Below are 21,391 nucleotides of genomic sequence, written 5' to 3'. Positions count from 1 at the left end.
CTGCTGATTGTCGGGGGGATGGGCGCAGGAAGAGCGGAATATTGTTTCCTGTCAATCAACAAAACTTACGGAAAGTTACGCCAATGGTCGTATGTGCGCCTGAACCTGCCCTGCAACTCACGGGTTTTGCTTCTGTTTGCTGGAATAGTAATAGGCGATCGCCTGCGCCCTGCTGCGGACCGAAAGCTTGTCGTAAAGGTTCGACAGGTGGAACTTGACGGTGTTGGCCGAGATTCCAAGCTCTTTCGACAGCTCGCGGTTCGTCAGCCCCCGCGACAGGGCTTCCAGCATGTCGGCCTCTCGCCGCGACAGGGTCTGCAGCAGGTTGTTCTGCAGGTCGCGCACGTCGAGATAGGGGAAGACCATCTTGCCCTGCGCCACCGCAAGGCAGGTGTCGAGCAGCGTCCCGACCGCACCGCTGCGCGGCACGAATCCTGCAGCCCCTGCGCCCAGCGCGCCCAGATGCGCCTCGCTCGCCTGATCGCCATAGACGACGATCCGGGGGGCGGACGGCTCGTCGCGCAACTGCTCCATCAGCCGCGCGCCGCCCATGGCGGGCAGGTTCCATTCGATGATGCCCACCTGCGCCGGAATCCGTATCGCGGTGGCGAAGAAGCCCTCGGCCGTGGCCGAGGTGGTCAGCAGCGAGAATCGGGCATCCCGCTCGAAGACCTCGGACAGGGCCGACAGCACCAGCGGGTTGCTGTCGGCAAGGATGATCGAGATCGCGCGTTCGGAACTTTCGACAGTGCGTATGGCGAATCCCTCCTCCTGAAAAGCAGGATCACATACCCCTGCCCGTTCGGGTGGGAAAGCGCCCACCTATTTAGATACCTGACTGCAACATAATCTTACGTTGTAGGAAGGGTCCAGAACGTCTTTCCTGATGAGCAAGAAATGTTCACCTGAAGGAAAGATCATGGCCGAAGTCGCAATCTTCCCGCAACTCGAGATCCCGGACACCATCGCGGCGGGACCCGGACCCGGCAACACCGATGCGCGCGTGCTGAAACGCTTTGCCAGCGCGGGGATGGCCGATCACATGCAAGCCGATGTCCTGCGCGGCATGATCGAATCCAAGCTGATGCTGCGCGAGGTGATGGGCACGAAGAACGTCCATACCTTCGGCGTGGCGGGCACCGGGTGGAGCGGGCTGGACTGCCTGTTCAGCGCGGTGATGCCGGGCGACAAGGTCGTGGTCTTCGCCAACGGCACATTCTCCGGCATCGACGGGCTGACCCTGCGGATGAAGGCCGCGACCGCCGAGGAACTGGCGGCGAACCCGATGGACCCGCAGCCCGCCTCGGTCCAGATCGTGGCCGTGCCCCATGGCCAGTCCGTGACCGCCGAAACCATCGAGGCCGCGCTGGCCGAGCACAAGCCGAAATGGGCCGCCATGGCGCATTGGGAAACCGGATCGGGCCGGATCAACGACCTGCGCGGCTTTTCGGACGCCTGCGAGCGGCACGGCGTGATGGGCCTGATCGACGCGGTCTCGTCGCTGGGCGTCGAGGATTTCCGCATCGACGATTATCCGGGCGTGGCCGGCTGGGCATCCTGTCCGCAGAAGGGCATCTGCTGCCTGCCGCTGACCTATGCGCCGGTGTCCTTCACCGACCGCTATATCGACAACCTGCGCAAGACGGGATGCCGGACCTTCGTGCATCACCCGATCCTCGAAGCGCGGCACTGGGGCATCATCGACGGCCGCGACGTGGAAAAGGGCACCTATCACCGCACCCACAGCGCCTATGCGGTCGCGGCCTTCCACGAGGCGCTGCGCATCACCCTGCAGCAGACCGTGGCCGGACGCGCCCGCGCCTATGCCTTCCACGAGGCGGCGCTGCGCGACGCGGTCGAGGCGATGGGCTGCAAGGTCACGTCCAACATGACCTCGCTGGTGGTGCTGAACCTGCCCGAGAAGCTCGCGGGCCGCGAGGCGGAGCTGGTGCAGGCCTGCCGCGCCGCGGGCTTCGGCATCTGGCCCACGCTGTCCGAGCCGGTCCAGGTCCGCATCGGCATCCTGAACCTGCTGAACCAGAATGCCATCACCGACATCGTGACGCGCTTTGCCGCGGCCATGCGGAAGATGGGCGCCGACATCGACATGGGCCGGGTCAACGACCGTCTCGAACAGCATTACCAGACGATGGTCGCGGCCGAGTAACGGCGCCACGGGGGAGGAGACCCAGATGGACATCCATGAATATCAGGCCAAGGAGATCCTGCGCGACTTCGGCGTGGGCATCCCGCAGGGCGCCCTTGCCTACAGCCCCGAGCAGGCGACCTACCGCGCCCGCGAGATGGGCGGCGACCGCTGGGTGGTGAAGGCGCAGGTCCATGCCGGCGGACGCGGCAAGGCGGGGGGCGTCAAGCTCTGCGGCAGCGACACCGAGATCCAGGAGGTGACCGAGGCCATGTTCGGCCAGAAGCTGGTCACCCACCAGACCGGGCCCGAGGGCAAGGGCATCTATCGCGTCTATGTCGAGGCCGCCGTTCCCATTGCGCGTGAAATCTACCTCGGTTTCGTCCTGGACCGTGCCAGCCAGCGCGTGATGATCGTCGCCAGCCGCGAGGGCGGGATGGAGATCGAGGACATCTCGGCCCAGCGCCCCGACAGCATCGTGCGCGCCACGGTGGAACCCGCCGTCGGCCTGCAGGAATTCCAGTGCCGCGAGATCGCCTTCGCGCTGGGGATCAAGCCCGCGCTGGTCCAGCAGATGGTCCGCACGCTTCTGGGCTGCTACCGCGCCTTCCGCGACCTCGACGCCACCATGGTCGAGGTGAACCCGCTGGTCGTCACCTCCGACGACCGCATCCTGGCGCTGGACGCCAAGATGACCTTCGACACCAACGCCCTGTTCCGCCATCCCCAGATTTCGGAACTGCGCGACAAGTCGCAGGAGGACCCGCGCGAATCCCGCGCCGCCGACCGCGGCCTGTCCTATGTCGGGCTGGACGGCAACATCGGCTGCATCGTCAACGGCGCGGGCCTGGCGATGGCGACGATGGACACGATCAAGCTGGCGGGGGGCGAGCCTGCGAACTTCCTCGACATCGGCGGCGGGGCCACGCCCGAGCGGGTGGCCAAGGCCTTCCGGCTGGTGATGTCGGACAAGAACGTGCAGGCGATCCTTGTCAACATCTTCGCAGGCATCAACCGCTGCGACTGGGTGGCCGAGGGGGTCGTCCGCGCCCTGCGCGACGAGCCGGTGGACGTGCCCGTCGTGGTCCGGCTGGCAGGCACCAACGTCAAGGAAGGCCAGCAGATCCTGGCGCAAAGCGGGTTGCCGCTGATCCGCGCCACCACCCTGATGGAAGCCGCCGAGCGCACCGTGATGGCATGGCGCGCCGACACCCACCGCAACCCCAAGCTGAAGGCCGTGTGATGAGCATTCTTCTTGATCGCGAAACCCGTGTGCTCGTTCAGGGCATCACCGGCAAGATGGCCCGCTTCCACACCCGCGAGATGCTGGACTACGGCACCAATGTCGTGGGCGGCGTGGTGCCCGGCAAGGGCGGCGAGACCGCCGAGGGCGTGCCGGTCTTCAACAGCATGAAGGAGGCGGTGGCCGAGACCGGCGCCGATGCGACGCTGGTCTTCGTGCCCCCGCCCGCCGCCGCCGACAGCATCATGGAGGCCGCGGACGCGGGCATCCGCTATTGCGTCTGCATCACCGACGGCATCCCCGCGCAGGACATGATCCGCGTCAAGCGCTACATGTACCGCTATCCCAAGGAACGGCGCATGATCCTGACCGGCCCCAACTGCGCGGGCACGATCAGCCCCGGCAAGGCCATGCTGGGGATCATGCCGGGCCATATCTACCTGCCCGGCCATGTCGGCATCGTCGGCCGCTCGGGCACGCTGGGCTATGAGGCGGCCGCGCAGCTCAAGGAACTCGGTCTCGGTGTCTCGACCAGCGTGGGGATCGGCGGCGACCCGATCAACGGCTCGTCCTTCCGCGACGTGATCGAGCATTTCGAGAACGACGACGAGACCCACGCCATCTGCGTGATCGGCGAGATCGGCGGCCCGCAGGAAGCCGAGGCCGCGGAATACATCCGCGACCATGTCAGCAAGCCGGTCATCGCCTATGTCGCGGGACTGACCGCGCCGAAGGGCCGGACCATGGGCCATGCCGGCGCGATCATCTCGGCCTTCGGCGAAAGCGCGTCCGAGAAGGTGGAAATCCTGGCGGCGGCCGGGGTGACGATGGCCGAGAACCCGGCCGTGATCGGGGCGACCATCGCCCGCGTCCTGCAGTAGAAAGGGCAAGACCATGGCAAGACCCCGAGTCCTCGTCACCCGCCGCTGGCCCGCAGCGGTCGAGGCGCGCCTGTCGGACATCTTCGACGTCCGGTTGAACACCGCCGACAGGCCCCTGACGCCCACGGATTTCCGGGCGGCTATCCGGGAATATGACGCGATCCTGCCGACGGTGACGGACAGGATCGGCGCGCCCGCGCTGGAATGCGACAGGCCACAGACGCGCATTCTGGCGAATTACGGCGTGGGCTACAGCCACATCGACCTGAACCGCGTGGGCCAGCACGGCATCGTCGTCACCAACACGCCCGACGTGCTGAGCGAATGCACGGCCGATCTGGCGATGACGCTGCTGCTGATGATCGCCCGCCGCGCGGGCGAGGGCGAGCGCGAGATCCGCGAAGGCCGCTGGACCGGCTGGCGGCCCACGCATCTGGTCGGCACCAAGGTGTCCGGCAAGACGCTGGGGATCGTGGGTTATGGCCGCATCGGGCAGGAAATGGCCCGCCGCGCCCATCACGGCTTCGGGATGAAGATCCTTGCCTACAACCGCAGCCCGGTCGCGCCCGAGGTGCTGGCCCGGTGCAACGCGACCCAGGTGGACAGCATCGACGAGCTGATGCCGCTGTGCGACTTCATCTCGCTGCATTGCCCCGGCGGGGCGCAGAACCGCCACCTGATCAACTCGGCCCGCCTGGCGCTTATGCGGCCCGACGCCTTCCTCATCAACACCGCGCGGGGCGAGGTGATCGACGAGGCGGCGCTGCTGCACGCGCTGTGGTTCGAGACCATCGGCGGCGCGGCGCTGGATGTCTTTGACGGAGAGCCCGACATCAACCCGCAACTGGTCGCCTCGGACCGGCTGGTGATGCTGCCGCATCTGGGCAGCGCCACGCGCGAGGCGCGCGAGGCCATGGGCTTCCGCGTCATCGACAACCTGCAGGACTTCTTCGCAGGGCGCGAACCGCGCGACCGGGTGAACTGATGCGGGCGGCGATGGTCGGCATGGCGCAGCCCGAGGATGCCGGCACCGGCTATGCCGACCGGCTGCGCGCCGAACTGGGCGGGCTGTGGCGCAACGTCATCGCCCGCCGCGCCCCCCGGGTCCTGCCCATGCTGCTGGGCGAGGACGGGAACCTGCCGGCGGGCGCGGACATGACCGCCTACCTGCAGGGGCTGGACATCTGGTTCCAGCTTCTGCGCATCATCGACGAGAACGCGGCGACCCGCAGCCGGCGGGTGGTCGAAACGAACGAAGGCGCCGCCGCCGTCGCGGGCAGCTTCGCCCGCGTGCTGTCCGCCGCGCCCGAGATGGCGCCAGACAATTTCCGCCGCGTCACGCGCCGGCTTTGCGTCGGTCCGACCCTGACCGCCCATCCGACCGAGGCCAAGCGCGTCACCGTGCTGGAAATCCACCGCCGCATCTACCGGGCGCTGGTGAACCTTGAAACCGACCGCTGGACCCCGCGCGAAAGGGAGGGGCTGCTGTCGGCCATCGAGGGCGAGATCGACCTGCTCTGGCTGACCGGCGAATTGCGCCGCCAGCGCCCCACGCCGTTGGACGAGATCGAATGGGGTCTGCAGTTCTTCCGCGACAGCCTGTTCGACGCCGCGCCCAACGTGCTGCGCCGGTTCCAGGAGGCGGTCGCCCCGCACCTCGGCCCCGAGGAGCACGGGGTTCCGCTGCTGCGCTTCCATTCCTGGATCGGCGGCGATCGCGACGGCAACCCCCATGTCACCGCCGAGACGACGGGCATCGCGCTGGCCGCCGGAAAGAAGGCGATCATCGCCCGTTACCTGCAGGGCCTGACGCTGGCGGTGCAGCGCCTGAGCATCAGCAGCGAGATTTCCGCCCTGCCGCAGGACGCCCGCGAGCTGCTGCACTCGGTGATCGAGGCCGCCCCCCTGCCCGATGAGGCCCGCCGCCGCAATCCCGGCGAAGTTTTCCGCCAGGCCATGAGCGCGATCCGGCATCGCATCATCGCCACGGCAGAGGACGGACCGGGCGCCTATCGGCATGTCCGCGACTTCATCGCCGAGCTTCGCAAGGTCGAGACGGCGCTGGCCATCATCGGGGCCGAGCGGCTGGGCCACCTGCTGGTGCGTCCGCTGCGCTGGCAGGCCGAGGTCTTCGGCTTCCGCACGGTGACGCTGGACGTGCGGCAGAATTCCTCGGTGACGACGCGGGCGCTGGCCGCGATCTGGTCGCAGGCCGGCCCCGCGCCGGAATACGGCACCGCCGAATGGTCGCGTCGGCTGCGGGCCGAACTGGGGCAGGCCGACCTGTCCGAGCCTGACCCCGGCTTTCTGGGCGATGAGGCGGCCGAACTGCTGACGCTGCTTCGCCTGATGCACCGGATGCGCTTCGGGGCCGATCCGCTGGCCGTGGGACCCTTCATCCTGTCGATGACGCGATCCTGCGACGACCTGCTGGGTGTGTTCCTGCTGGCGCGCTATGCCGGCTTCGGAACCGAGCGGCTGGACCTGCGCGTCGTGCCGCTGTTCGAGACCATTGCCGACCTGCGCGCCGCGCCCCAGATCCTCGACGAACTCCTGCGCGTCCCCCTGGCCCGCCGAAGCCTCGCGGCCGAACATCGGGTCGAGATCATGCTGGGCTATTCCGACAGCAACAAGGACGGCGGCTTCGTCTGCTCGACATGGGAGCTGGAAAAGGCCCAGCGCAGCATTGCCCGGACGCTGGCGCGCCACGGTCTGGCGCCAACCTTCTTCCACGGGCGGGGCGGATCGGTCAGCCGCGGGGGGGCGCCGACGGAACGCGCCATCGCCGCCCAGCCGCAGGGCACGATCGACGGCCAGTTGCGCACCACCGAACAGGGCGAGGTCGTGTCGTCGAAATTCGCCAATCGCGGCACGGCGGAATACCAGCTTGAACTGCTGGCATCATCCGTGATGGCGCAATCGCTGAAGACCGCGCCCGAGCCGGTCCGGCCCGAGTTCCACGACACGCTGGAAGCCCTGTCGGACATGTCCTTCACCGCCTACCGGGCGCTGCTGCACCGGCCGGGCTTCATCACCTATTTCACCCAAGCCAGCCCCGTTGAGGAACTGGCGCTGCTGAAGATGGGCTCGCGCCCGCCCCGGCGCTTCGGCGCGAACAGCCTTGACGACCTGCGCGCGATCCCCTGGGTCTTCGCCTGGTCGCAGAACCGGCATCTCATCACCGGCTGGTATGGCTTCGGCTCGGCCATCGGGACCTTCCGCCGCTTTCACCGCGACGAGGGCGATGCGCTTCTGCGCCGGATGTTCCAGCAGTCCCGCATCTTCCGCCTGATCGTGGACGAGGTCGAGAAATCGCTGTTCCATGCGGACATGGGGATCGCCGCGAAATATGCGGCGCTGGTGTCGGATGCGGCGGTCAGGCAGGACATCCTTGGCCGGATCACGCAGGAATACGACCGCAGCCGCTCGGCCGTAGCCTTTCTGAACGCAGGTCTCGACGTCGGCGGGCGCTTCACCAACATGGCGGCCCGGTTCGGCCATGTGCGCGCCGATCTGGACCGGGTCCATGACCTGCAGGTCAGGCTGTTGCGCGACAACCGCGCGCAGGCCGATACGAAGAATTCCATCGCGCTGATGCAGACGATGAACTGCATCTCGACCGCGCTTGGCTGGACCGGATAGCCGACAAGGAGACAAGGCATGAACCAACACCCGTTCCGATCGGGCTTCTTCACCGAGACCCTTTCCACCCGCGACCCTGCGATCTTTGACGCGATCCGGGGCGAGCTCGGGCGGCAGCGCGACGAGATCGAGCTGATCGCGTCCGAGAATATCGTCTCGCGCGCGGTGCTCGAGGCGCAGGGCTCGGTGATGACGAACAAATATGCCGAAGGCTATCCGGGCAAGCGCTACTACGGCGGCTGCGAATTCGTGGACATCGCCGAAAACCTCGCCATCGACCGGGCGAAGCAGCTGTTCGGCTGCGACTTCGCCAACGTCCAGCCGAACTCGGGCAGCCAGGCCAACCAGGGGGTCTTCCAGGCGCTGCTGACGCCCGGCGACACCATCCTCGGGATGAGCCTCGATGCGGGCGGGCACCTGACCCATGGCGCCAAGCCCAACCAGTCGGGCAAGTGGTTCAACGCCGTGCAATACGGCGTGCGCCAGCAGGACAGCCTGCTCGACTACGACCAGGTCGAGGCGCTTGCCCGCGAGCACAAGCCCAAGGCGATCATCGCCGGCGGCTCGGCCATCCCGCGGATCATCGACTTCGCCCGGCTGCGGGGGATCGCCGATCAGGTCAGGGCCTGGCTGATCGTGGACATGGCGCATTTCGCCGGGCTGGTGGCGGCGGGGCTTTACCCCTCTCCCTTCCCGCATGCGCATGTGGCGACGACCACCACCCACAAGACGCTGCGCGGCCCGCGCGGCGGCATGATCCTGACGGACGACGCGGATATCGCGAAGAAGGTGAACTCGGCCATCTTCCCCGGCATCCAGGGCGGGCCGCTGATGCATGTCATCGCCGGCAAGGCCGTGGCCTTCGGCGAGGCGCTGCGGCCGGAGTTCAAGGACTATTCGCGGCAGGTCGTCCTGAACGCGCAGGCGCTGGCGGATGAGCTGATGAAGGGCGGGCTGGACATCGTCACCGGCGGCACCGACACGCATCTGATGCTGGTGGACCTGCGGCCCAAGGAGGTGAAGGGCAACCAGACCGAGGACGCGCTGGGCCGCGCCCACATCACCTGCAACAAGAACGGCATCCCCTTTGACCCGGAAAAGCCCACCGTGACCTCGGGGGTGCGGCTCGGCTCGCCCGCCGGCACCACGCGCGGCTTCGGCGAGGCCGAGTTCCGCCAGATCGGCCGCTGGATCGTCGAGGTCGTGGACGGCCTGGCCGCCAACGGCGAGGGCGGCAATGCCGAGGTCGAGGCCCGCGTCGCAGGCGAGGTCAAGGCGCTGTGCGCAAGGTTCCCCCTCTACGACGGGATGTGAGGAACAGGGGCGCGCCGGGAAAACCGGCGGGCCGGCCTTGTCAGCCGATCAGCGAGGCGACCCATTCAGGGACCGTGCGGCTTGCCGGTCCCTCGATCACCCGGTCGAAGCGGCCGGGTGCAGTGGCGGCAAGGTTAAGCTCAACCGTTTCCGCGCCCGTCATGCCCGCCACGTCCACGAAACCCGCCGCCGGATAGACATTGCCCGAGGTGCCGATGGCCGCGAACAGGTCTGCCTGCGACAGCGCCGCGTCGATCCGCTCCATGTGATAGGGCATCTCGCCGAACCAGACGATGTCGGGCCGCGCCGTGGGCCTGCCGCAATCCGGGCAGGCCGTGCCGACCGGCATCACGGCGGGCGCGGCCCAGCGGTGGCCGCAGGCGGCGCAGAGGGCCGAATCGAGCCGCCCATGCATGTGGATCACGTCCCGCGCGCCCGCGCGGTCCAGCAGCGAATCGACATTCTGGGTGATCAGTGTCACGCTAGGGGCTCGGCTCAGCCGCGCCAGCGCCTCATGCGCCGCATTGGGCCGGGCCGTGGCCGCCCCTGCCCGGCGCCCGTCGTAGAAGCGCAGGACCAGCGCGGGGTCGCGGCGGAAGGCCTGCGGGGTTGCCACGTCCTCGACCCGGTGCTGTTCCCACAGCCCGTCCGCATCGCGGAAGGTCGCAAGTCCGCTTTCCGCCGACAGGCCTGCGCCTGTCAGGACGACGATCCTCACCTTGCGCAGTAGCGTTCGGCGGTCGCGGCGAAGCTCTTGTAGCGGTCCCAGAACTGGTTGTCGGCGGCCCGCCTGGACATCCGCACGTCCTGCGCCGCCTGGGCGTTGCGGAAGAAGCCGGCGGCGCGGCGCTGGTCGGCGCGCGACAGGGTCTGGTCGGCAACCTGCTGGATGCAGCCGCACAGCGCTCCGCTGCGGGCGCCGCGGTCGGATCGCAGGCAGGCGTTGTCGATCGGCCCGGCCTCGGCAAAGGGGGTGGTCAGCAGGACAGCCGCAAGGGCGATGATGGGTTTCTTCATCCGGTGTCTCCTCGTCCGTTGGCGCTGCCTTTCGCGGCAGTCGTGCTTTGTTTCCGCCGATGGTTGCGGACAAGGACGAAGATACCACCCGTTCAGTCTTGCGGCAACAAATCCGACGCGGGCGGACTGTGGCAAACTGGCCGGCCAAGGCCTTGGCTTTCCCTTGCCCCGGCAGGGTGCTAGGCCCCGCCCATGCTGACCATCGGTTTCGACGCGGACGACACGTTGTGGGAGAACGAGGCGTTCTTTCACCTGACCCAGGATGATTTCGTGAGCCTGCTGAAAGGCCACGGGGACCCGGACGTGATCCGCGCCCACCTGCACGACGTGCAGGTCGCCAATCTCGAAATCTACGGCTACGGCATAAAGAGCTTCACCCTGTCGATGATCCAGACCGCGCTGGACCTGACCGGAAACGACCTGCCGGGACCTGTGGTCGCGCGGCTGCTGCGGCTGGGGCAGGACATGCTGCGCCATCCCGTGCACCTGCTGGACCATGTGCGCGATGTTCTGGCGGACCTGCGCGACCACCGGCTGATCCTGATCACCAAGGGCGACGTGCTGGACCAGGAACGGAAAGTGGCGGCCTCGGGGCTTGCGCCGCTGTTCGAGGGGATCGAGATCGTGCAGGACAAGACTCCGCAGGCTTATGCCCGCGTGTTGCAGCGGCACCGGCTTGAACCGGAGGAGTTCCTGATGGTCGGCAACTCGATGCGCTCGGACGTGCTGCCGGTGATCGAGATCGGCGGGCGCGGGGTGCTGGTCCCTGCAAGGCTCGGCTGGGTGCATGAACATGCCGAGCCGCCGGAAAGCCCCCGCTTCCATCGCGTGGACAGCCTGGCCGACCTTCCCGCGCTGGTGCGGCGGATCGAGGGCTATTCGACCGGGATGGCGGTGTAGCCCGCTTCCTTGATCAGCTCGGCCGCCCTTGCGCTGCCGATGCCCTCGACCGTCACCGTCCTGTCGTCCAAGTCGGCGCGGGCCTTGCCCCCGGCGCTGGCGATGGCGCTTTCGATGGCGGCGGTGCAGTGGCCGCAGCCCATGTCCTCGACGTGGAACTTCATGGCGTGACCCTTCGTGCTTGACGAGACGCGGGGAGTCTAGCATCGCCGGTGGCATGACCGCCACCCGTGACACGCTTCGCTCTTCTCACGCCGCCAACCTGCGCGCGGCAGGCTTCATGGTCGGCTCGATGGCGATGTTCGCGGTCGAGGATGCCGCGATCAAGACCCTGACCATGCGGCTTCCCGTCGGGCAGGTTCTGGCAACGCTGGGGGTGCTGGGGCTGGGCATCTTCTGGGCGGTGCTGGCGCGCAACGGCGGCCGGATGTGGACGCGGCACCTGCTGCTGCGGCCGGTGCTGCTGCGCAACCTCGGGGAAGCGGTCGGCTCGATGGGCTTCACCTCGGCCTTGGCGCTGACGGACCTGTCCTCGGCCTCGGCGATCCTGCAGGCGCTGCCGCTGGCGCTGGTCATGGGCGGCGCGCTGTTTCTGGGCGAGAAGGTCGGCTGGCGGCGCTGGACCGCGATTCTCGTAGGCTTCGCGGGCGTGCTGCTGATCATCCGCCCCGGCGCCTCGGGCTTCCAGCCGGAATCGGGGCTGGCTCTGATCGGGGTCGCGGGCCTTGCGCTGCGCGACCTCGCCACGCGGCGGATGCCGGCGGATGTGCCCTCGCACCAGTTGTCCGCTTCGGCCTTCGGATCGCTGATCCCGGCGGGGCTGCTGCTGGCCTGGGGGATGGGGACGCCGCTGATGCTGCCCGGCGCGGGCGAGGCGCTGTGGTTTCTCGGCTGCATCACCTTCGGCGTCCTCGGCTATGCGATGATGGTCGCCGCGACTCGCGCGGGCGAGGCCTCGCTGATCGCGCCGCTGCGCTATGTCCGGCTGCTCTTTGCGCTAATGATCGCCGTCGCGGTCTTCGGCGAGCGGCCCGACGCGCTGACCCTTGCGGGCGCGGCGCTGATCGTGGGGTCCGGCGGCTTCGCCATGTGGCGCGAACTGGTGCGCAATCGTCCGCGCTGACGCCTCGCGTTCCCCCTTCCCGCAGGCCCGGCGCCCCTGTATTAGCCGCGCATGACCCAGCTTGATCTCATCCGCAACTTCTCGATCGTGGCCCATATCGACCACGGCAAATCCACGCTGGCCGACCGGCTGATCCAGTCGACCGGCACCGTCGCCGACCGCGACATGAAGGAGCAGATGCTCGACAGCATGGACATCGAGCGCGAACGCGGCATCACCATCAAGGCCAACACCGTCCGCATCAGCTATCCGGCCAAGGACGGGCAAACCTATGTTCTGAACCTGATCGACACCCCCGGCCATGTGGACTTCGCCTATGAGGTCTCGCGGTCCATGCGCGCGGTCGAGGGATCGCTGCTGGTGGTGGACGCCACGCAGGGGGTCGAGGCGCAGACGCTGGCCAACGTGTATCAGGCGATCGACGCGGGGCACGAGATCGTGCCGGTGCTGAACAAGATCGACCTGCCAGCGGCGGAACCCGACCGGGTCAAGGAACAGATCGAGGACGTGATCGGCATCGACGCCTCGGACGCGGTGCTGATTTCCGCGAAAACCGGCCTCGGGATTCCCGACGTGCTGGAGGCCATCGTCGCGCGCCTGCCCGCGCCCAAGGGAAAGCAGGATGCGCCGTTGAAGGCGATGCTGGTGGATTCGTGGTATGATGCCTATCTGGGCGTCGTGGTGATGATCCGCGTCATGGACGGCGTGATCCGCAAGGGCGACCGCGTCCGCATGATGCAGACCGGGGCCGTCTACGGCATCGACAAGCTGGCCGTCCTGACCCCGCGCATGGTGGACATCCCCGAGCTTGGGCCGGGCGAGATCGGCGTCTTCACCGCATCCATCAAGCAGGTCCGCGACACCCGCGTCGGCGACACCATCACGCATGAACGCAAGGGCACCGACAGCCCGCTGCCCGGCTTCAAGCCCGCGCAGCCCGTGGTCTTCTGCGGGTTGTTCCCCGTGGACGCCGCCGACTTCGACGCCCTGCGCGACGCGATCGAGAAGCTGGCGCTGAACGACGCCAGTTTCAGCTACGAGATGGAGACCTCGGCGGCCTTGGGTTTCGGCTTCCGCTGCGGCTTCCTGGGGCTTTTGCACCTCGAGGTCATCCGCGACCGCTTGGAGCGCGAATACGACCTCGACCTCATCACGACGGCACCCAGCGTGGTCTTCCGCCTGCACATGAAGGACGGCGAGGTGCGCGAGTTGCACAACCCCGCCGACATGCCCGACCCGATGCTGATCGACCATATCGAGGAGCCGCGCATCAAGGCCACGATCATGGTTCCCGACGAATACCTGGGCGACGTGCTGAAGCTGTGCCAGGACCGCCGCGGCATCCAGCTTGACCTGACCTATGCCGGTTCCCGCGCGATGGTCGTCTATGACCTGCCGCTGGCCGAGGTCGTCTTCGACTTCTACGACCGGCTGAAGTCGGTGACCAAGGGCTATGCCAGCTTCGACTACCAGATCTCGGAATACCGCGAGGATTATCTGGTCAAGATGTCGATCCTGGTGAACGACGAGCCGGTGGATGCGCTCTCGATCATGGTCCACCGCGACCGCGCCGAGTCCCGCGGCCGCGCGATGGTGGAAAAGCTGAAGGAGCTGATCCCCCGCCACATGTTCAAGATCCCGATCCAGGCGGCCATCGGCGGTCGCGTGATCGCGCGCGAGACGCTGGCCGCGCTGCGCAAGGACGTGACCGCCAAGTGCTACGGCGGGGACGCGACCCGGAAGAAGAAGCTGCTGGAGAAGCAGAAGGCCGGCAAGAAGAAGATGCGCCAGTTCGGGAAGGTGGAGATCCCGCAGAGCGCGTTTATCTCGGCGTTGAAGATGGATGGCTAATGACGCCTCGGCGTCTTATCCGACGGAAGCTAGATGTCACATCCCGTGTGATTATACGGCTGTTTCCTGAATAGCTCTGGTCTTTCGTGATGCCAGACCTTGAGGGCATCGATGGGTGTTCGACCTTTGAGGACAGACTGGGGCAGCTGGCCGTTGTAGAGGCGGACATAGCGCAGGATGGTCTGCTCCAGGTCCTCGCCACTGCGGAAGCGGTGGCTCTGCAGGATGTCCTCGATCCGGCCATTGAACCGCTCGACCATGCCATTCGTCTGCGGTCGCATCGGCGGCGCCAAGCGGTGTTCGATGCCGAACTCGGCGCAGAGCCGGTCGAACTCGTGGTTGCCGGTGGCGGCGCGGCGGCGCAACCCGAAGAGCCGGTCGGTGAACTCCTTGCCATAGCACGTCAGGAACCCGGCGCCGCATGAAGGTTATGGCCGCGCGCGAAGCCCTCACACGGCGCAGCGCGCGGCCATAACCGGGGCTCAGGTCTCTATGGTGGTTTTGCGAGCCCACACCACAGAGGAGACCGGCTATGGCCAAGGCTGAGCATAATGCGGATGCCCGTGTTCTGGTAGGCATCGACGTTTCCAAGCATCGCCACGAGGTGCTGATCGCCGTTCCCGGCAAGACGCGCCGGCGGCGGCTGACGATCACCAATACGCTCGAGGACTTTTATCGTCTCATCGCCCTGCTGGGTGATTATCATCTCCCGGTCAGGATTGGGTTCGAGGCAACGGGCAACTACCATCGCGCGCTGATGTATCGCCTCGGCATGGCCGGCTTCGACGTGAAGCTCGTTTCATCGGTCGCGTTGGCCAGAACCCGCGAGGCGCTGCACAACAGTTGGGACAAGAACGATCCGAAGGACGCCCAGGTTATCCTGCACATGCTCCAGATCGGCGCCACGCAGGTCTTTCTGGATCCGCTCCACGCGGGGATCAACGACATCCAGGAGCTGTCCAAGACGCACGAGATCGTATCAAAGGCCAAAACCGAGCTGTGGCATCGGATCTTGGGGCACTATCTCCCTCTCTATTTTCCTGAAGCTGGCCGCTTCCAGCGCAGTTCCCGAAGCGACTGGTTTCTTGCCTTTCTCGAGATGTTCCCGTCGCCACACCTGATCACCGCAATGGACAAGGATGATTTCGTTGCGGCCGCATGGGCAGTCGTGGGGAAGAAGGTTTCGAAAGCCGCTCTGATCTCAGACATTTACGAGACGGCGCGCAGTTCGGTGGGGTTGCCGGTCGCAGCCGATTCCGATGCGCTGCGGATGTTCCGCATGGTGCTGGCCGAAGGCCGCAGCTTGATCCGCCAGCGCAACGAGATCGAGAGTCGGGCAGTTGAACTGCTCAGTGATCACCCCCACTACCAGCTTCTCACGTCAGTGCCTGGCATCGGCCCGATCAATGCGCTAACCATCCTGGCCGAGGCGGGAGACCTGCGCCGCTTCAATCATCACCGGCAATTCCTGAAGTTCTGCGGCATGGATCTGGCCACGGTGCAATCCGGTCTGTTCCGCGGCAGAAGCAGGATCTCGAAGTATGGCAATGCCAGATTGCGGCGGACGCTCTGGATGGCTGGACAGACCGCCGTGCTCCAGCGGGCCAACAGCTTCCGCGACAAGTTCGAGCGCTACATTGCGCAAGACCGCCATAATCCGGACCTCCGTCGCAAGGCCTACACCGCCATCGCCGCGAAGATGGCCCGCACCATTCACGCCGTGATCAAATCCGGCGAACCCTATCGTCCCTTCTTCGAGGGGGCGAGCCCGAGCGGAAGGACCTCTCTCTGGCGAGCCGTGGAGGCAGCGTGCTGACCTCGTAGATAATGTTCGGGCCTTCCGCTTGGGAATTCGGATCTCGTCTTGAGGACGGTGAGGGCGGCGACCGGGCCGACCCTGTGTTTGCTATGGGAGAGACCACTTCTTGACGGCGGAGCCCGCTCGGGCGAACATCTTAAGGGTATCCGGTCGCTCGGATGCCCCGCGATCTGACGCCTCAAGCGGCGATTTGCTCCTGACATAGGACGTTGTCGGTCAGCACCCGGGCGATCTTCATCGGCGCCGCGCGCTCCAGATCACGAAGGAAACGGCGTGCGTTGGCAGCCGTCTTCGCCGGGTAGACGCGCACGAAGACCCATCGGGTGGCGCGGTCGATCGCGACGAAGAGGTAGCGCCGGCGGTCCTCGTCGGCCATCTGCGGCAGGTATTTGACGTCGATGTGGAGGTAGCCGGGCGCATAGGCCTTGAAGGCTTGTGCGCGGGCTGCGGCGCGGCAGGCTTCAACTCGCGCAGGTTGCCCGCCCCGTGCCGCCGCAGGCAGCGGTCCAGCCCCGAGCGCGAGACGTCCGGGTTGAGGAACTCGCGCACCACCGAGAGCAGGTCATCGAGCGGCAGCAGCAGGGACCTGCGCAGCGCCACCGCCACGGCCTCCTGCGCCGGCGTGAGCGTGGTCTGAAGCCGGTGCGCCGTGTGGCTCAGGTCATGGACGCTGTCGCGCTTGCGCCATTTCCAGACCGTCTGCTCGGAGATGCCGTAGCGCTCCGCCACTATCCAGGCCGGCTCGCTGCTCGCCTGGATCGCAGCCCGGATCCTCGGTGTCGTCGTCGCCTGCTTGTGCAGAGAGATCAGCATGCTCGCCTCCCGTCCCGGACGTCTCGCAGGATCGATCTTGCCATGAAGAGGGCGGTCCGGCGAGGGTCTATGTGATCGTCCGGGATGGGACAGCTAGACAATAATATTTGATCGGCGAAGGATACATGGCGAAAAATATTGATTACGCAATACTGAACTTGGTTGGGCATCCGCATCCTCCAGGAACCTACAAGAAGTATTTCGATATGGCATCGAACGTGGAAGGGACTCGATTTTTTGGCGACCTTTCGGCTGGAACATCGCCGGTTGCCGAGCGAGACGGGTTGCTTCTCGGGCGACTTGCTTTTTGGACTGATATTGACCCCAAAGAGCCGGTTCTTCAGAAGGCTAATAAGGAGCGTATCTCGCAGAGAGATGCAAACATCGGCCTTCCAAGAGGGATTGGGTTCAATCCTCGCGTTTTTAATTTTGCATTCAATATAAAAAAACACACATTGTATGTGGAGCTAAGAAATGATGAGGGCAAGACGACCTCTGCGGGAATGGTAGAGCGAGCGATGAAAGCTATCACTTCTGCTCTTCCAGAAACAGGCATTGAGTACGAAGTGCAATTGAAACCATCTAAAGATGCCTTGCGTGCAGTGCTGGGCATCAAGCAGTTGAATCGCATCGAGATAGACTTTCGTATCCCTAATCCCGACGATCTTTCGCAGGAGGAGCGCGAGATACTGCAGGAGATGGATGACCTAAACGCTCGCAGGAAAAATGTAGAGCTTTATAGAGATCGGGATGAAGAAAGTTTGACACTTACCCCACGTTACGAGACGCTAGCGAGTATGGCAAAAGACAATGGGTATGTGAAGGCTGAGGGGAAGACACGTGAGGGCCTCCGAGAGGCGAGAAGCACCAAGCAGCACCCTGCAGTGGTATCTAGAACTTTCGAGGGAGCCGGGGATGATTCCAGTTACGGTGCTCTCATCTCGGTGGCTGCGGAATAGGCTGGTGGCCTATTTCGGGGAGAAATTTACTGGTCTTGCGCACTATTGGAAGGCTTATGGCGGTGCCAAGGAGATTATCCGATCGCCATATTTTCATATCGCACTGATTATTTCGGTTATCCTACACCCTCTTTGGAGGGTAGAGGGCGATGCTGTTCCTGCATGGGTTGAATTCGCCAAGAGTGTTGTCCCTTCAATGGTTGCATTTAGTCTGGGCGCGTTGGCGATTATCTTCACTGTAAATTCTGGACAGTTTTTTGACCTCATAAGAAAGGAAAGGAGTGGCTACTCGTATTTTATGAAGTTAATGGCTTCTTTTTCCCACTTTATTGTTCTTCAAGTGTCATCAATTTTTGGCGCCATGATTGTAATGGCCTACAGAACAAATCTTCTCTCGTTTATTTTCTTCTCCATTTTTTGCTATGCTCTGCTGTCTGCTATTGCAGCGGTCGGGACTCTGATGGGACTTGCGTTCATTCGTGGAAAAAATGGATAAGCCGCTGGTGATCTGGATTTCTTCTTCGTGCCTCTATTCAATCCTGTTGCGCCCCGGCGATCTCGCACGTGTAACGCGATGAATTTATAGCAAACGTAGGGTGCGTGCTCTGCACGCACCATCCTCCGCCGAAAAGGTGCGTGGGGACCACGCACCCTACGGAGCCTCGTCCTGCATCGCCCATTCCCATCGGGGGCCGCCAATCTCTCGGTGAACCGACGAAAACGGCCAATCCTCCACCCGCTGCACCAACCCATGTTTCACCGGGTTGAACCAGCAATACCGCAGATGTGCCGCAAGGTCCGCCTCGTCGCGGATGTGGTGGTCCCAGAACCGGCGCTGCCAGACTCCCCGCTCTCTTCTCGCAATGTGACTGTCGCGCCGAGTGCCCATCGGCACCGCCCGCGAGAAGCGCGCCTTGATCAACCGCCAGCGCGCCGGATAATCCGTATCCCCCTCGGGCAGCCGCCAGATGCAATGCAGGTGATCGGGCAGCACCACCCATGCTTCGATCGCAAAGGGCCGCTCGGCCCGCGTCACGCGCACGGCCTGCCGCAACTGCTCCACCTCCTCCAGCAGCAGACTCGACCCCCGCTGCGCCAGCGCGACGGTGAAGAAGATCGGGACGCCGGGCAGGCGCGGGCGAAGATAGCGGGGCATGGCTCCAGCATCCATGCCCAAGGTTAATGCCCCCTTAAGTTGCGTCCGATCCCCACACCCGCACCCCTCACACTTGACGAACCGCGCCGCCGCCGCTGATCTGGACCCAAGGCACATCCGCCGCGACAGGAAGGCCCACCATGACCCCAGACACCGCCCGCGAGACCCTTCTCGCCCGCCGGGCCGAGCTGCTCGGCAATATCGCCCGCATCGAGGACCAGCTCGACGATCCCATGCCCAAGGACTGGGAGGATGCCGCCTCGGAACGGCAGGGGGACGAGGTGCTGACCGCGCTCGGCCATTCCGACCGGGCCGAGATCCGGCGTATCGACGCGGCGCTGGCGCGGATCGAGGCGGGCGAATACGGCGATTGCGTGAAATGCGGCAATCCGATCGCGGAAAAGCGGCTGCAACTGCTGCCTGACACGCCCTTCTGCGCGAACTGCTCGCCCTGAGGCGCTGATTCTGCAAGGCTTCGGGAACATTCCCGCCCTCTGCCGCATTTGAGCCAGAGAACCCTTCCGCGAAGGTCCAGCCATGCGTGAGCCAGCCCGATACTCTGCCGTCCAGATCGTGCTTCACTGGGCGGTCGTTGTCCTGATCGTCGTCCAGTTGCTGACGGGCGATCTGATGAGCGAGTATTTCAGCGCCGTCATGCGCGCGGGCGGCGACCGGCCGCGGATGGGCAATGCCGTCTGGCACATGGTCTCGGGCACCTTGATCCTGGTCTTCATGGGCACGCGGCTGGCCCTGCGCTTCACCCATGGGGCGCCGCCGCCCAAGGCGGATTCGCCCGGCTGGGACAGGGTGCTGTCCAAGCTGAACCACTGGGCCTTCTACGTGGTGCTGCTGGCGATGCCGCTGGTCGGGGCGGCCGCCTACCTGATCCCCAGCCGCGCCCTGGGCAACCTGCACGAGAACACGGCGGTGCTGCTGCTGGCGCTGGTCGCGCTGCATCTGGCGGGGGTGGTCTATCACCAGTTCATCCGCAAGGACGGGCTGATCCGGCGGATGATCGACCCCGAGCACGGGGTCGAGCGGGTGCCCCCGGTCAACCCGCGCAGGTAAGAAAAGGAGAATCCTGCCGATGTCGCGGCTGTTCATGTTCCTTCTGATGATCGCGGCCCCGACCTTGGCGGGCGTGGGGATCATTATCATGCTCGCGCTTGGTCATTACGACTGGCGCGCGATGCTGAGCGCGGCGGCCATCGGTGCGGTCGCGGGCTTCCCGGTTGCCTGGCTGATCGCCCGGAACATCCAGGCGACGGACCCCAAGGACAGCCTGTAGCTCAGTTCAGGAAGGTGGCGACGCGCCCGGCGACCTCGGCGGGCTTGTCGGCGTGCAGCCAGTGGCCGGTGCCGGGGACGGCCTCTATCACCGCTTGAGGGAACAGGGAACGGATCGCGGCTTTGCCGCCGTCGTCCACATAATCGCTGTCGCCCCCGTGCAGGAACAGGGCCGGGCCGTCAAAGGGTTGCCCCCCTTCGGGCCACCCGGTCAGCTTGTCCATGTTCGCCCGCAGCGCGCTCAGGTTCATCTTCCAGCGAGGGGGGGTTGCGCGGACGTCCAACGACTGAAGCAGGAAGGCCCGGGTGCCGGGATCGCGCAGGTTCTGCGCCAGCGCCGCGTCGGCCTGGCTGCGCGAGGTCGCCTCGCTGAAGTCGGTGGCTTCGATGGCGTCGATCACCCCGTTCTGCGTATGGGCATAGGCCACGGGCGCGATATCCAGGGCGACCAGCCGCTGGACCAGTCCTGCGTGCGTCGTCGCAAGCCGCATTGCGGCCTTGCCGCCCATGGAATGGCCCACGACATCGGCAAGCCCGCCATGCGCGCGGATCACCCCAGCCAGATCCTCGGCCATGGCGTCATAGTCGTGGCGGTCGTCCCAGGGCGATTCGCCGTGGTTGCGCATGTCGACTGCGATCACCTGCCGCGTCTCGGACAGGGCGCGAGAGATGACCCCGAGGTTCCGCGCCTGACCGAACAGGCCATGGACGACAAGGACGGGCGGCTGCGGGCCGGGCTGGCCGGTGAGGGTGAGCGAGAGTTCCATGCGGCCATGCTTACCCGCTGGCGATGCCGCTGCAAGCCACCTATCCTTTTCGCGGCACCAGCAGGAGGCAGGCGATGGCGCAGCATGACGTGCTTGCGATGGCGGATGAGGTGGCGGCGCTGATGGCCGAGCGGCTGGGCGGTGCGCGGCGCGGCGCAAGGCCCGACCTCGCCACGATGCTGCGCCGCCGGGGCGGGGCCTTGCCGCGCCGCCAGCGCAAGGCGGCGCAGGTGCTGGCAAAGGCGCAGAAGCAGGCGGCGACGCCGAAGCTCGCGCGGCAGATGGACAGCACGGCGGCGGCGCGGGCGCATGGGGAACTGGTGCGCTATCTGCGCAGGCTGGGGAAGGCCGCGCGCTGGCAGGCCGGTGCGTTGAACGTGGCGGCGGCGGTGATGATGGGGCTGCTGCTGGTCGTCGCCATTGCCGTCTGGATCATGGTCCGGCGCGGGCTGGTGTAAGCCCGGCGCAGGTGG

The 21,391-nt window shown here is 65.8% G+C and carries 22 protein-coding genes and 2 pseudogenes; 16 read left to right on the top strand and 8 right to left on the bottom strand.

Annotated features, from left to right (window positions below; all coding sequences use genetic code 11):
* Positions 1-117: 117 nt before the first annotated feature.
* Positions 118-717, bottom strand: coding sequence for a LuxR family transcriptional regulator (locus JGR78_RS03280; protein WP_182803202.1), 600 nt, complete (start codon positions 715-717; stop codon positions 118-120).
* A gap of 202 nt (positions 718-919) precedes the next feature.
* Here JGR78_RS03280 and JGR78_RS03275 point away from each other — a divergent pair, with 202 nt between their 5' ends.
* The 6 genes from JGR78_RS03275 to glyA are packed head-to-tail and all read left to right on the top strand — an operon-like array spanning position 920 to position 9,226.
* Positions 920-2,167, top strand: coding sequence for an aminotransferase class V-fold PLP-dependent enzyme (locus tag JGR78_RS03275; protein ID WP_182802996.1), 1,248 nt, complete (start codon positions 920-922; stop codon positions 2,165-2,167).
* A gap of 25 nt (positions 2,168-2,192) precedes the next feature.
* On the top strand, positions 2,193-3,389 hold the full coding sequence (locus tag JGR78_RS03270) for a malate--CoA ligase subunit beta (RefSeq protein ID WP_182802993.1): 1,197 nt from the start codon (positions 2,193-2,195) through the stop codon (positions 3,387-3,389).
* Positions 3,389-4,270 (top strand): succinate--CoA ligase subunit alpha, encoded by an 882-nt coding sequence (sucD, locus tag JGR78_RS03265; RefSeq protein WP_182802990.1) that lies wholly within the window; start codon positions 3,389-3,391, stop codon positions 4,268-4,270. Before JGR78_RS03270 ends, sucD begins: the two co-directional genes overlap by 1 nt.
* Positions 4,271-4,283: 13 nt before the next feature.
* Positions 4,284-5,255, top strand: a complete 972-nt coding sequence (locus JGR78_RS03260) for a D-glycerate dehydrogenase (RefSeq protein ID WP_182802988.1) — start codon at positions 4,284-4,286, stop codon at positions 5,253-5,255.
* Complete coding sequence (locus JGR78_RS03255) at positions 5,255-7,912, top strand: phosphoenolpyruvate carboxylase (protein WP_182802986.1); 2,658 nt, start codon at positions 5,255-5,257, stop codon at positions 7,910-7,912. The genes JGR78_RS03260 and JGR78_RS03255 overlap by 1 nt, the downstream gene beginning before the upstream one ends.
* Positions 7,913-7,930: 18 nt before the next feature.
* A complete protein-coding gene (gene glyA / locus JGR78_RS03250; RefSeq protein WP_200559432.1) occupies positions 7,931-9,226 on the top strand; it encodes a serine hydroxymethyltransferase in 1,296 nt (431 codons plus the stop codon).
* 40 nt (positions 9,227-9,266) lie between these two features.
* On the opposite strand, the gene JGR78_RS03245 is transcribed toward glyA, so the two are convergent.
* Together JGR78_RS03245 and JGR78_RS03240 are read right to left on the bottom strand one after the other, a co-directional pair.
* Positions 9,267-9,944, bottom strand: coding sequence for an NAD-dependent deacylase (locus JGR78_RS03245; RefSeq protein WP_182806164.1), 678 nt, complete (start codon positions 9,942-9,944; stop codon positions 9,267-9,269).
* Entirely contained in the window at positions 9,941-10,243 is a 303-nt protein-coding gene (locus tag JGR78_RS03240; protein WP_182793455.1) for a hypothetical protein, read from the bottom strand. The genes JGR78_RS03245 and JGR78_RS03240 overlap by 4 nt, the downstream gene beginning before the upstream one ends.
* 192 nt (positions 10,244-10,435) lie before the next feature.
* On the opposite strand from JGR78_RS03240, the gene JGR78_RS03235 reads away from it, so the two are divergent.
* Positions 10,436-11,143, top strand: coding sequence for an HAD family hydrolase (locus JGR78_RS03235; RefSeq protein ID WP_182793454.1), 708 nt, complete (start codon positions 10,436-10,438; stop codon positions 11,141-11,143).
* Here JGR78_RS03235 and JGR78_RS03230 read toward each other — a convergent pair.
* Positions 11,119-11,307 (bottom strand): heavy-metal-associated domain-containing protein, encoded by a 189-nt coding sequence (locus tag JGR78_RS03230; RefSeq protein ID WP_182793453.1) that lies wholly within the window; start codon positions 11,305-11,307, stop codon positions 11,119-11,121. The two genes, JGR78_RS03235 and JGR78_RS03230, sit on opposite strands and share 25 nt — an antisense overlap.
* 53 nt (positions 11,308-11,360) lie before the next feature.
* Between JGR78_RS03230 and JGR78_RS03225 the strand changes: the two genes are divergently transcribed.
* Together JGR78_RS03225 and lepA are read left to right on the top strand one after the other, a co-directional pair.
* Positions 11,361-12,266 (top strand): DMT family transporter, encoded by a 906-nt coding sequence (locus JGR78_RS03225; RefSeq protein ID WP_182793452.1) that lies wholly within the window; start codon positions 11,361-11,363, stop codon positions 12,264-12,266.
* A 51-nt stretch (positions 12,267-12,317) separates the two neighbouring features.
* A complete protein-coding gene (gene lepA, locus JGR78_RS03220) occupies positions 12,318-14,117 on the top strand; it encodes a translation elongation factor 4 (RefSeq protein WP_182793451.1) in 1,800 nt (599 codons plus the stop codon).
* A 29-nt stretch (positions 14,118-14,146) separates the two neighbouring features.
* Here the strand turns inward: lepA and JGR78_RS03215 are convergent.
* Positions 14,147-14,524 (bottom strand): annotated as a pseudogene (locus JGR78_RS03215) (integrase core domain-containing protein); the annotation flags it as partial.
* A 125-nt stretch (positions 14,525-14,649) separates the two neighbouring features.
* Between JGR78_RS03215 and JGR78_RS03210 the strand changes: the two are divergent.
* On the top strand, positions 14,650-15,933 hold the full coding sequence (locus JGR78_RS03210; protein ID WP_200559324.1) for an IS110 family transposase: 1,284 nt from the start codon (positions 14,650-14,652) through the stop codon (positions 15,931-15,933).
* Between the two features lie 211 nt (positions 15,934-16,144).
* Here JGR78_RS03210 and JGR78_RS03205 read toward each other — a convergent pair.
* Positions 16,145-16,749: pseudogene (locus JGR78_RS03205) on the bottom strand (IS481 family transposase); the annotation flags it as partial.
* A 125-nt stretch (positions 16,750-16,874) separates the two neighbouring features.
* Between JGR78_RS03205 and JGR78_RS03200 the strand changes: the two are divergent.
* Both JGR78_RS03200 and JGR78_RS03195 read left to right on the top strand, forming a co-directional pair.
* Positions 16,875-17,708 carry a DUF4747 family protein gene (locus JGR78_RS03200; RefSeq protein ID WP_182805774.1) on the top strand — a complete coding sequence of 278 codons (834 nt, stop codon included), beginning with the start codon at positions 16,875-16,877 and terminating at the stop codon, positions 17,706-17,708.
* A gap of 4 nt (positions 17,709-17,712) precedes the next feature.
* Positions 17,713-18,204: a hypothetical protein gene (locus tag JGR78_RS03195; protein WP_182805772.1), complete on the top strand. Its 492-nt coding sequence runs from the start codon at positions 17,713-17,715 to the stop codon at positions 18,202-18,204.
* 156 nt (positions 18,205-18,360) lie between these two features.
* On the opposite strand, the gene JGR78_RS03190 is transcribed toward JGR78_RS03195, so the two are convergent.
* Positions 18,361-18,864 carry a transposase gene (locus JGR78_RS03190; protein WP_182805769.1) on the bottom strand — a complete coding sequence of 168 codons (504 nt, stop codon included), beginning with the start codon at positions 18,862-18,864 and terminating at the stop codon, positions 18,361-18,363.
* A 140-nt stretch (positions 18,865-19,004) separates the two neighbouring features.
* Here JGR78_RS03190 and JGR78_RS03185 point away from each other — a divergent pair, with 140 nt between their 5' ends.
* The 3 genes from JGR78_RS03185 (at position 19,005) to JGR78_RS03175 (ending at position 20,152) form a co-directional block, all read left to right on the top strand.
* Complete coding sequence (locus tag JGR78_RS03185; protein WP_182805767.1) at positions 19,005-19,319, top strand: TraR/DksA C4-type zinc finger protein; 315 nt, start codon at positions 19,005-19,007, stop codon at positions 19,317-19,319.
* A gap of 82 nt (positions 19,320-19,401) precedes the next feature.
* Complete coding sequence (locus tag JGR78_RS03180; protein WP_182805765.1) at positions 19,402-19,932, top strand: cytochrome b; 531 nt, start codon at positions 19,402-19,404, stop codon at positions 19,930-19,932.
* A gap of 19 nt (positions 19,933-19,951) precedes the next feature.
* Positions 19,952-20,152 (top strand): hypothetical protein, encoded by a 201-nt coding sequence (locus tag JGR78_RS03175; protein WP_182793447.1) that lies wholly within the window; start codon positions 19,952-19,954, stop codon positions 20,150-20,152.
* Between the two features lies 1 nt (position 20,153).
* Here the strand turns inward: JGR78_RS03175 and JGR78_RS03170 are convergent, their stop codons facing one another.
* Entirely contained in the window at positions 20,154-20,918 is a 765-nt protein-coding gene (locus tag JGR78_RS03170) for an alpha/beta fold hydrolase (protein ID WP_182793446.1), read from the bottom strand.
* A 74-nt stretch (positions 20,919-20,992) separates the two neighbouring features.
* On the opposite strand from JGR78_RS03170, the gene JGR78_RS03165 reads away from it, so the two are divergent.
* A complete protein-coding gene (locus tag JGR78_RS03165; RefSeq protein ID WP_182793445.1) occupies positions 20,993-21,376 on the top strand; it encodes a hypothetical protein in 384 nt (127 codons plus the stop codon).
* Positions 21,377-21,391 lie beyond the last annotated feature (15 nt).

This window comes from Paracoccus sp. MC1862, assembly GCF_016617715.1.
GTDB lineage: Bacteria > Pseudomonadota > Alphaproteobacteria > Rhodobacterales > Rhodobacteraceae > Paracoccus.
Note: the sequence above shows the minus strand (reverse complement) of the source record. Positions and strands in the feature narration are given on the sequence as shown.

Coding starts and splice junctions, on each gene's coding strand:
- JGR78_RS03225 (WP_182793452.1), top strand. CDS start 11,361: ATGACCGCCACCCGTGACACGCTTCGCTCTTCTCACGCCGCCAACCTG.
- glyA (WP_200559432.1), top strand. CDS start 7,931: ATGAACCAACACCCGTTCCGATCGGGCTTCTTCACCGAGACCCTTTCC.
- JGR78_RS03175 (WP_182793447.1), top strand. CDS start 19,952: ATGTCGCGGCTGTTCATGTTCCTTCTGATGATCGCGGCCCCGACCTTG.
- JGR78_RS03180 (WP_182805765.1), top strand. CDS start 19,402: ATGCGTGAGCCAGCCCGATACTCTGCCGTCCAGATCGTGCTTCACTGG.
- JGR78_RS03235 (WP_182793454.1), top strand. CDS start 10,436: ATGCTGACCATCGGTTTCGACGCGGACGACACGTTGTGGGAGAACGAG.
- JGR78_RS03170 (WP_182793446.1), bottom strand. CDS start 20,918: ATGGAACTCTCGCTCACCCTCACCGGCCAGCCCGGCCCGCAGCCGCCC.
- JGR78_RS03210 (WP_200559324.1), top strand. CDS start 14,650: ATGGCCAAGGCTGAGCATAATGCGGATGCCCGTGTTCTGGTAGGCATC.
- JGR78_RS03185 (WP_182805767.1), top strand. CDS start 19,005: ATGACCCCAGACACCGCCCGCGAGACCCTTCTCGCCCGCCGGGCCGAG.
- JGR78_RS03240 (WP_182793455.1), bottom strand. CDS start 10,243: ATGAAGAAACCCATCATCGCCCTTGCGGCTGTCCTGCTGACCACCCCC.
- JGR78_RS03270 (WP_182802993.1), top strand. CDS start 2,193: ATGGACATCCATGAATATCAGGCCAAGGAGATCCTGCGCGACTTCGGC.
- JGR78_RS03260 (WP_182802988.1), top strand. CDS start 4,284: ATGGCAAGACCCCGAGTCCTCGTCACCCGCCGCTGGCCCGCAGCGGTC.
- lepA (WP_182793451.1), top strand. CDS start 12,318: ATGACCCAGCTTGATCTCATCCGCAACTTCTCGATCGTGGCCCATATC.
- JGR78_RS03200 (WP_182805774.1), top strand. CDS start 16,875: ATGGCGAAAAATATTGATTACGCAATACTGAACTTGGTTGGGCATCCG.
- JGR78_RS03230 (WP_182793453.1), bottom strand. CDS start 11,307: ATGAAGTTCCACGTCGAGGACATGGGCTGCGGCCACTGCACCGCCGCC.
- JGR78_RS03165 (WP_182793445.1), top strand. CDS start 20,993: ATGGCGCAGCATGACGTGCTTGCGATGGCGGATGAGGTGGCGGCGCTG.
- JGR78_RS03255 (WP_182802986.1), top strand. CDS start 5,255: ATGCGGGCGGCGATGGTCGGCATGGCGCAGCCCGAGGATGCCGGCACC.
- JGR78_RS03275 (WP_182802996.1), top strand. CDS start 920: ATGGCCGAAGTCGCAATCTTCCCGCAACTCGAGATCCCGGACACCATC.
- JGR78_RS03190 (WP_182805769.1), bottom strand. CDS start 18,864: ATGCCCCGCTATCTTCGCCCGCGCCTGCCCGGCGTCCCGATCTTCTTC.
- sucD (WP_182802990.1), top strand. CDS start 3,389: ATGAGCATTCTTCTTGATCGCGAAACCCGTGTGCTCGTTCAGGGCATC.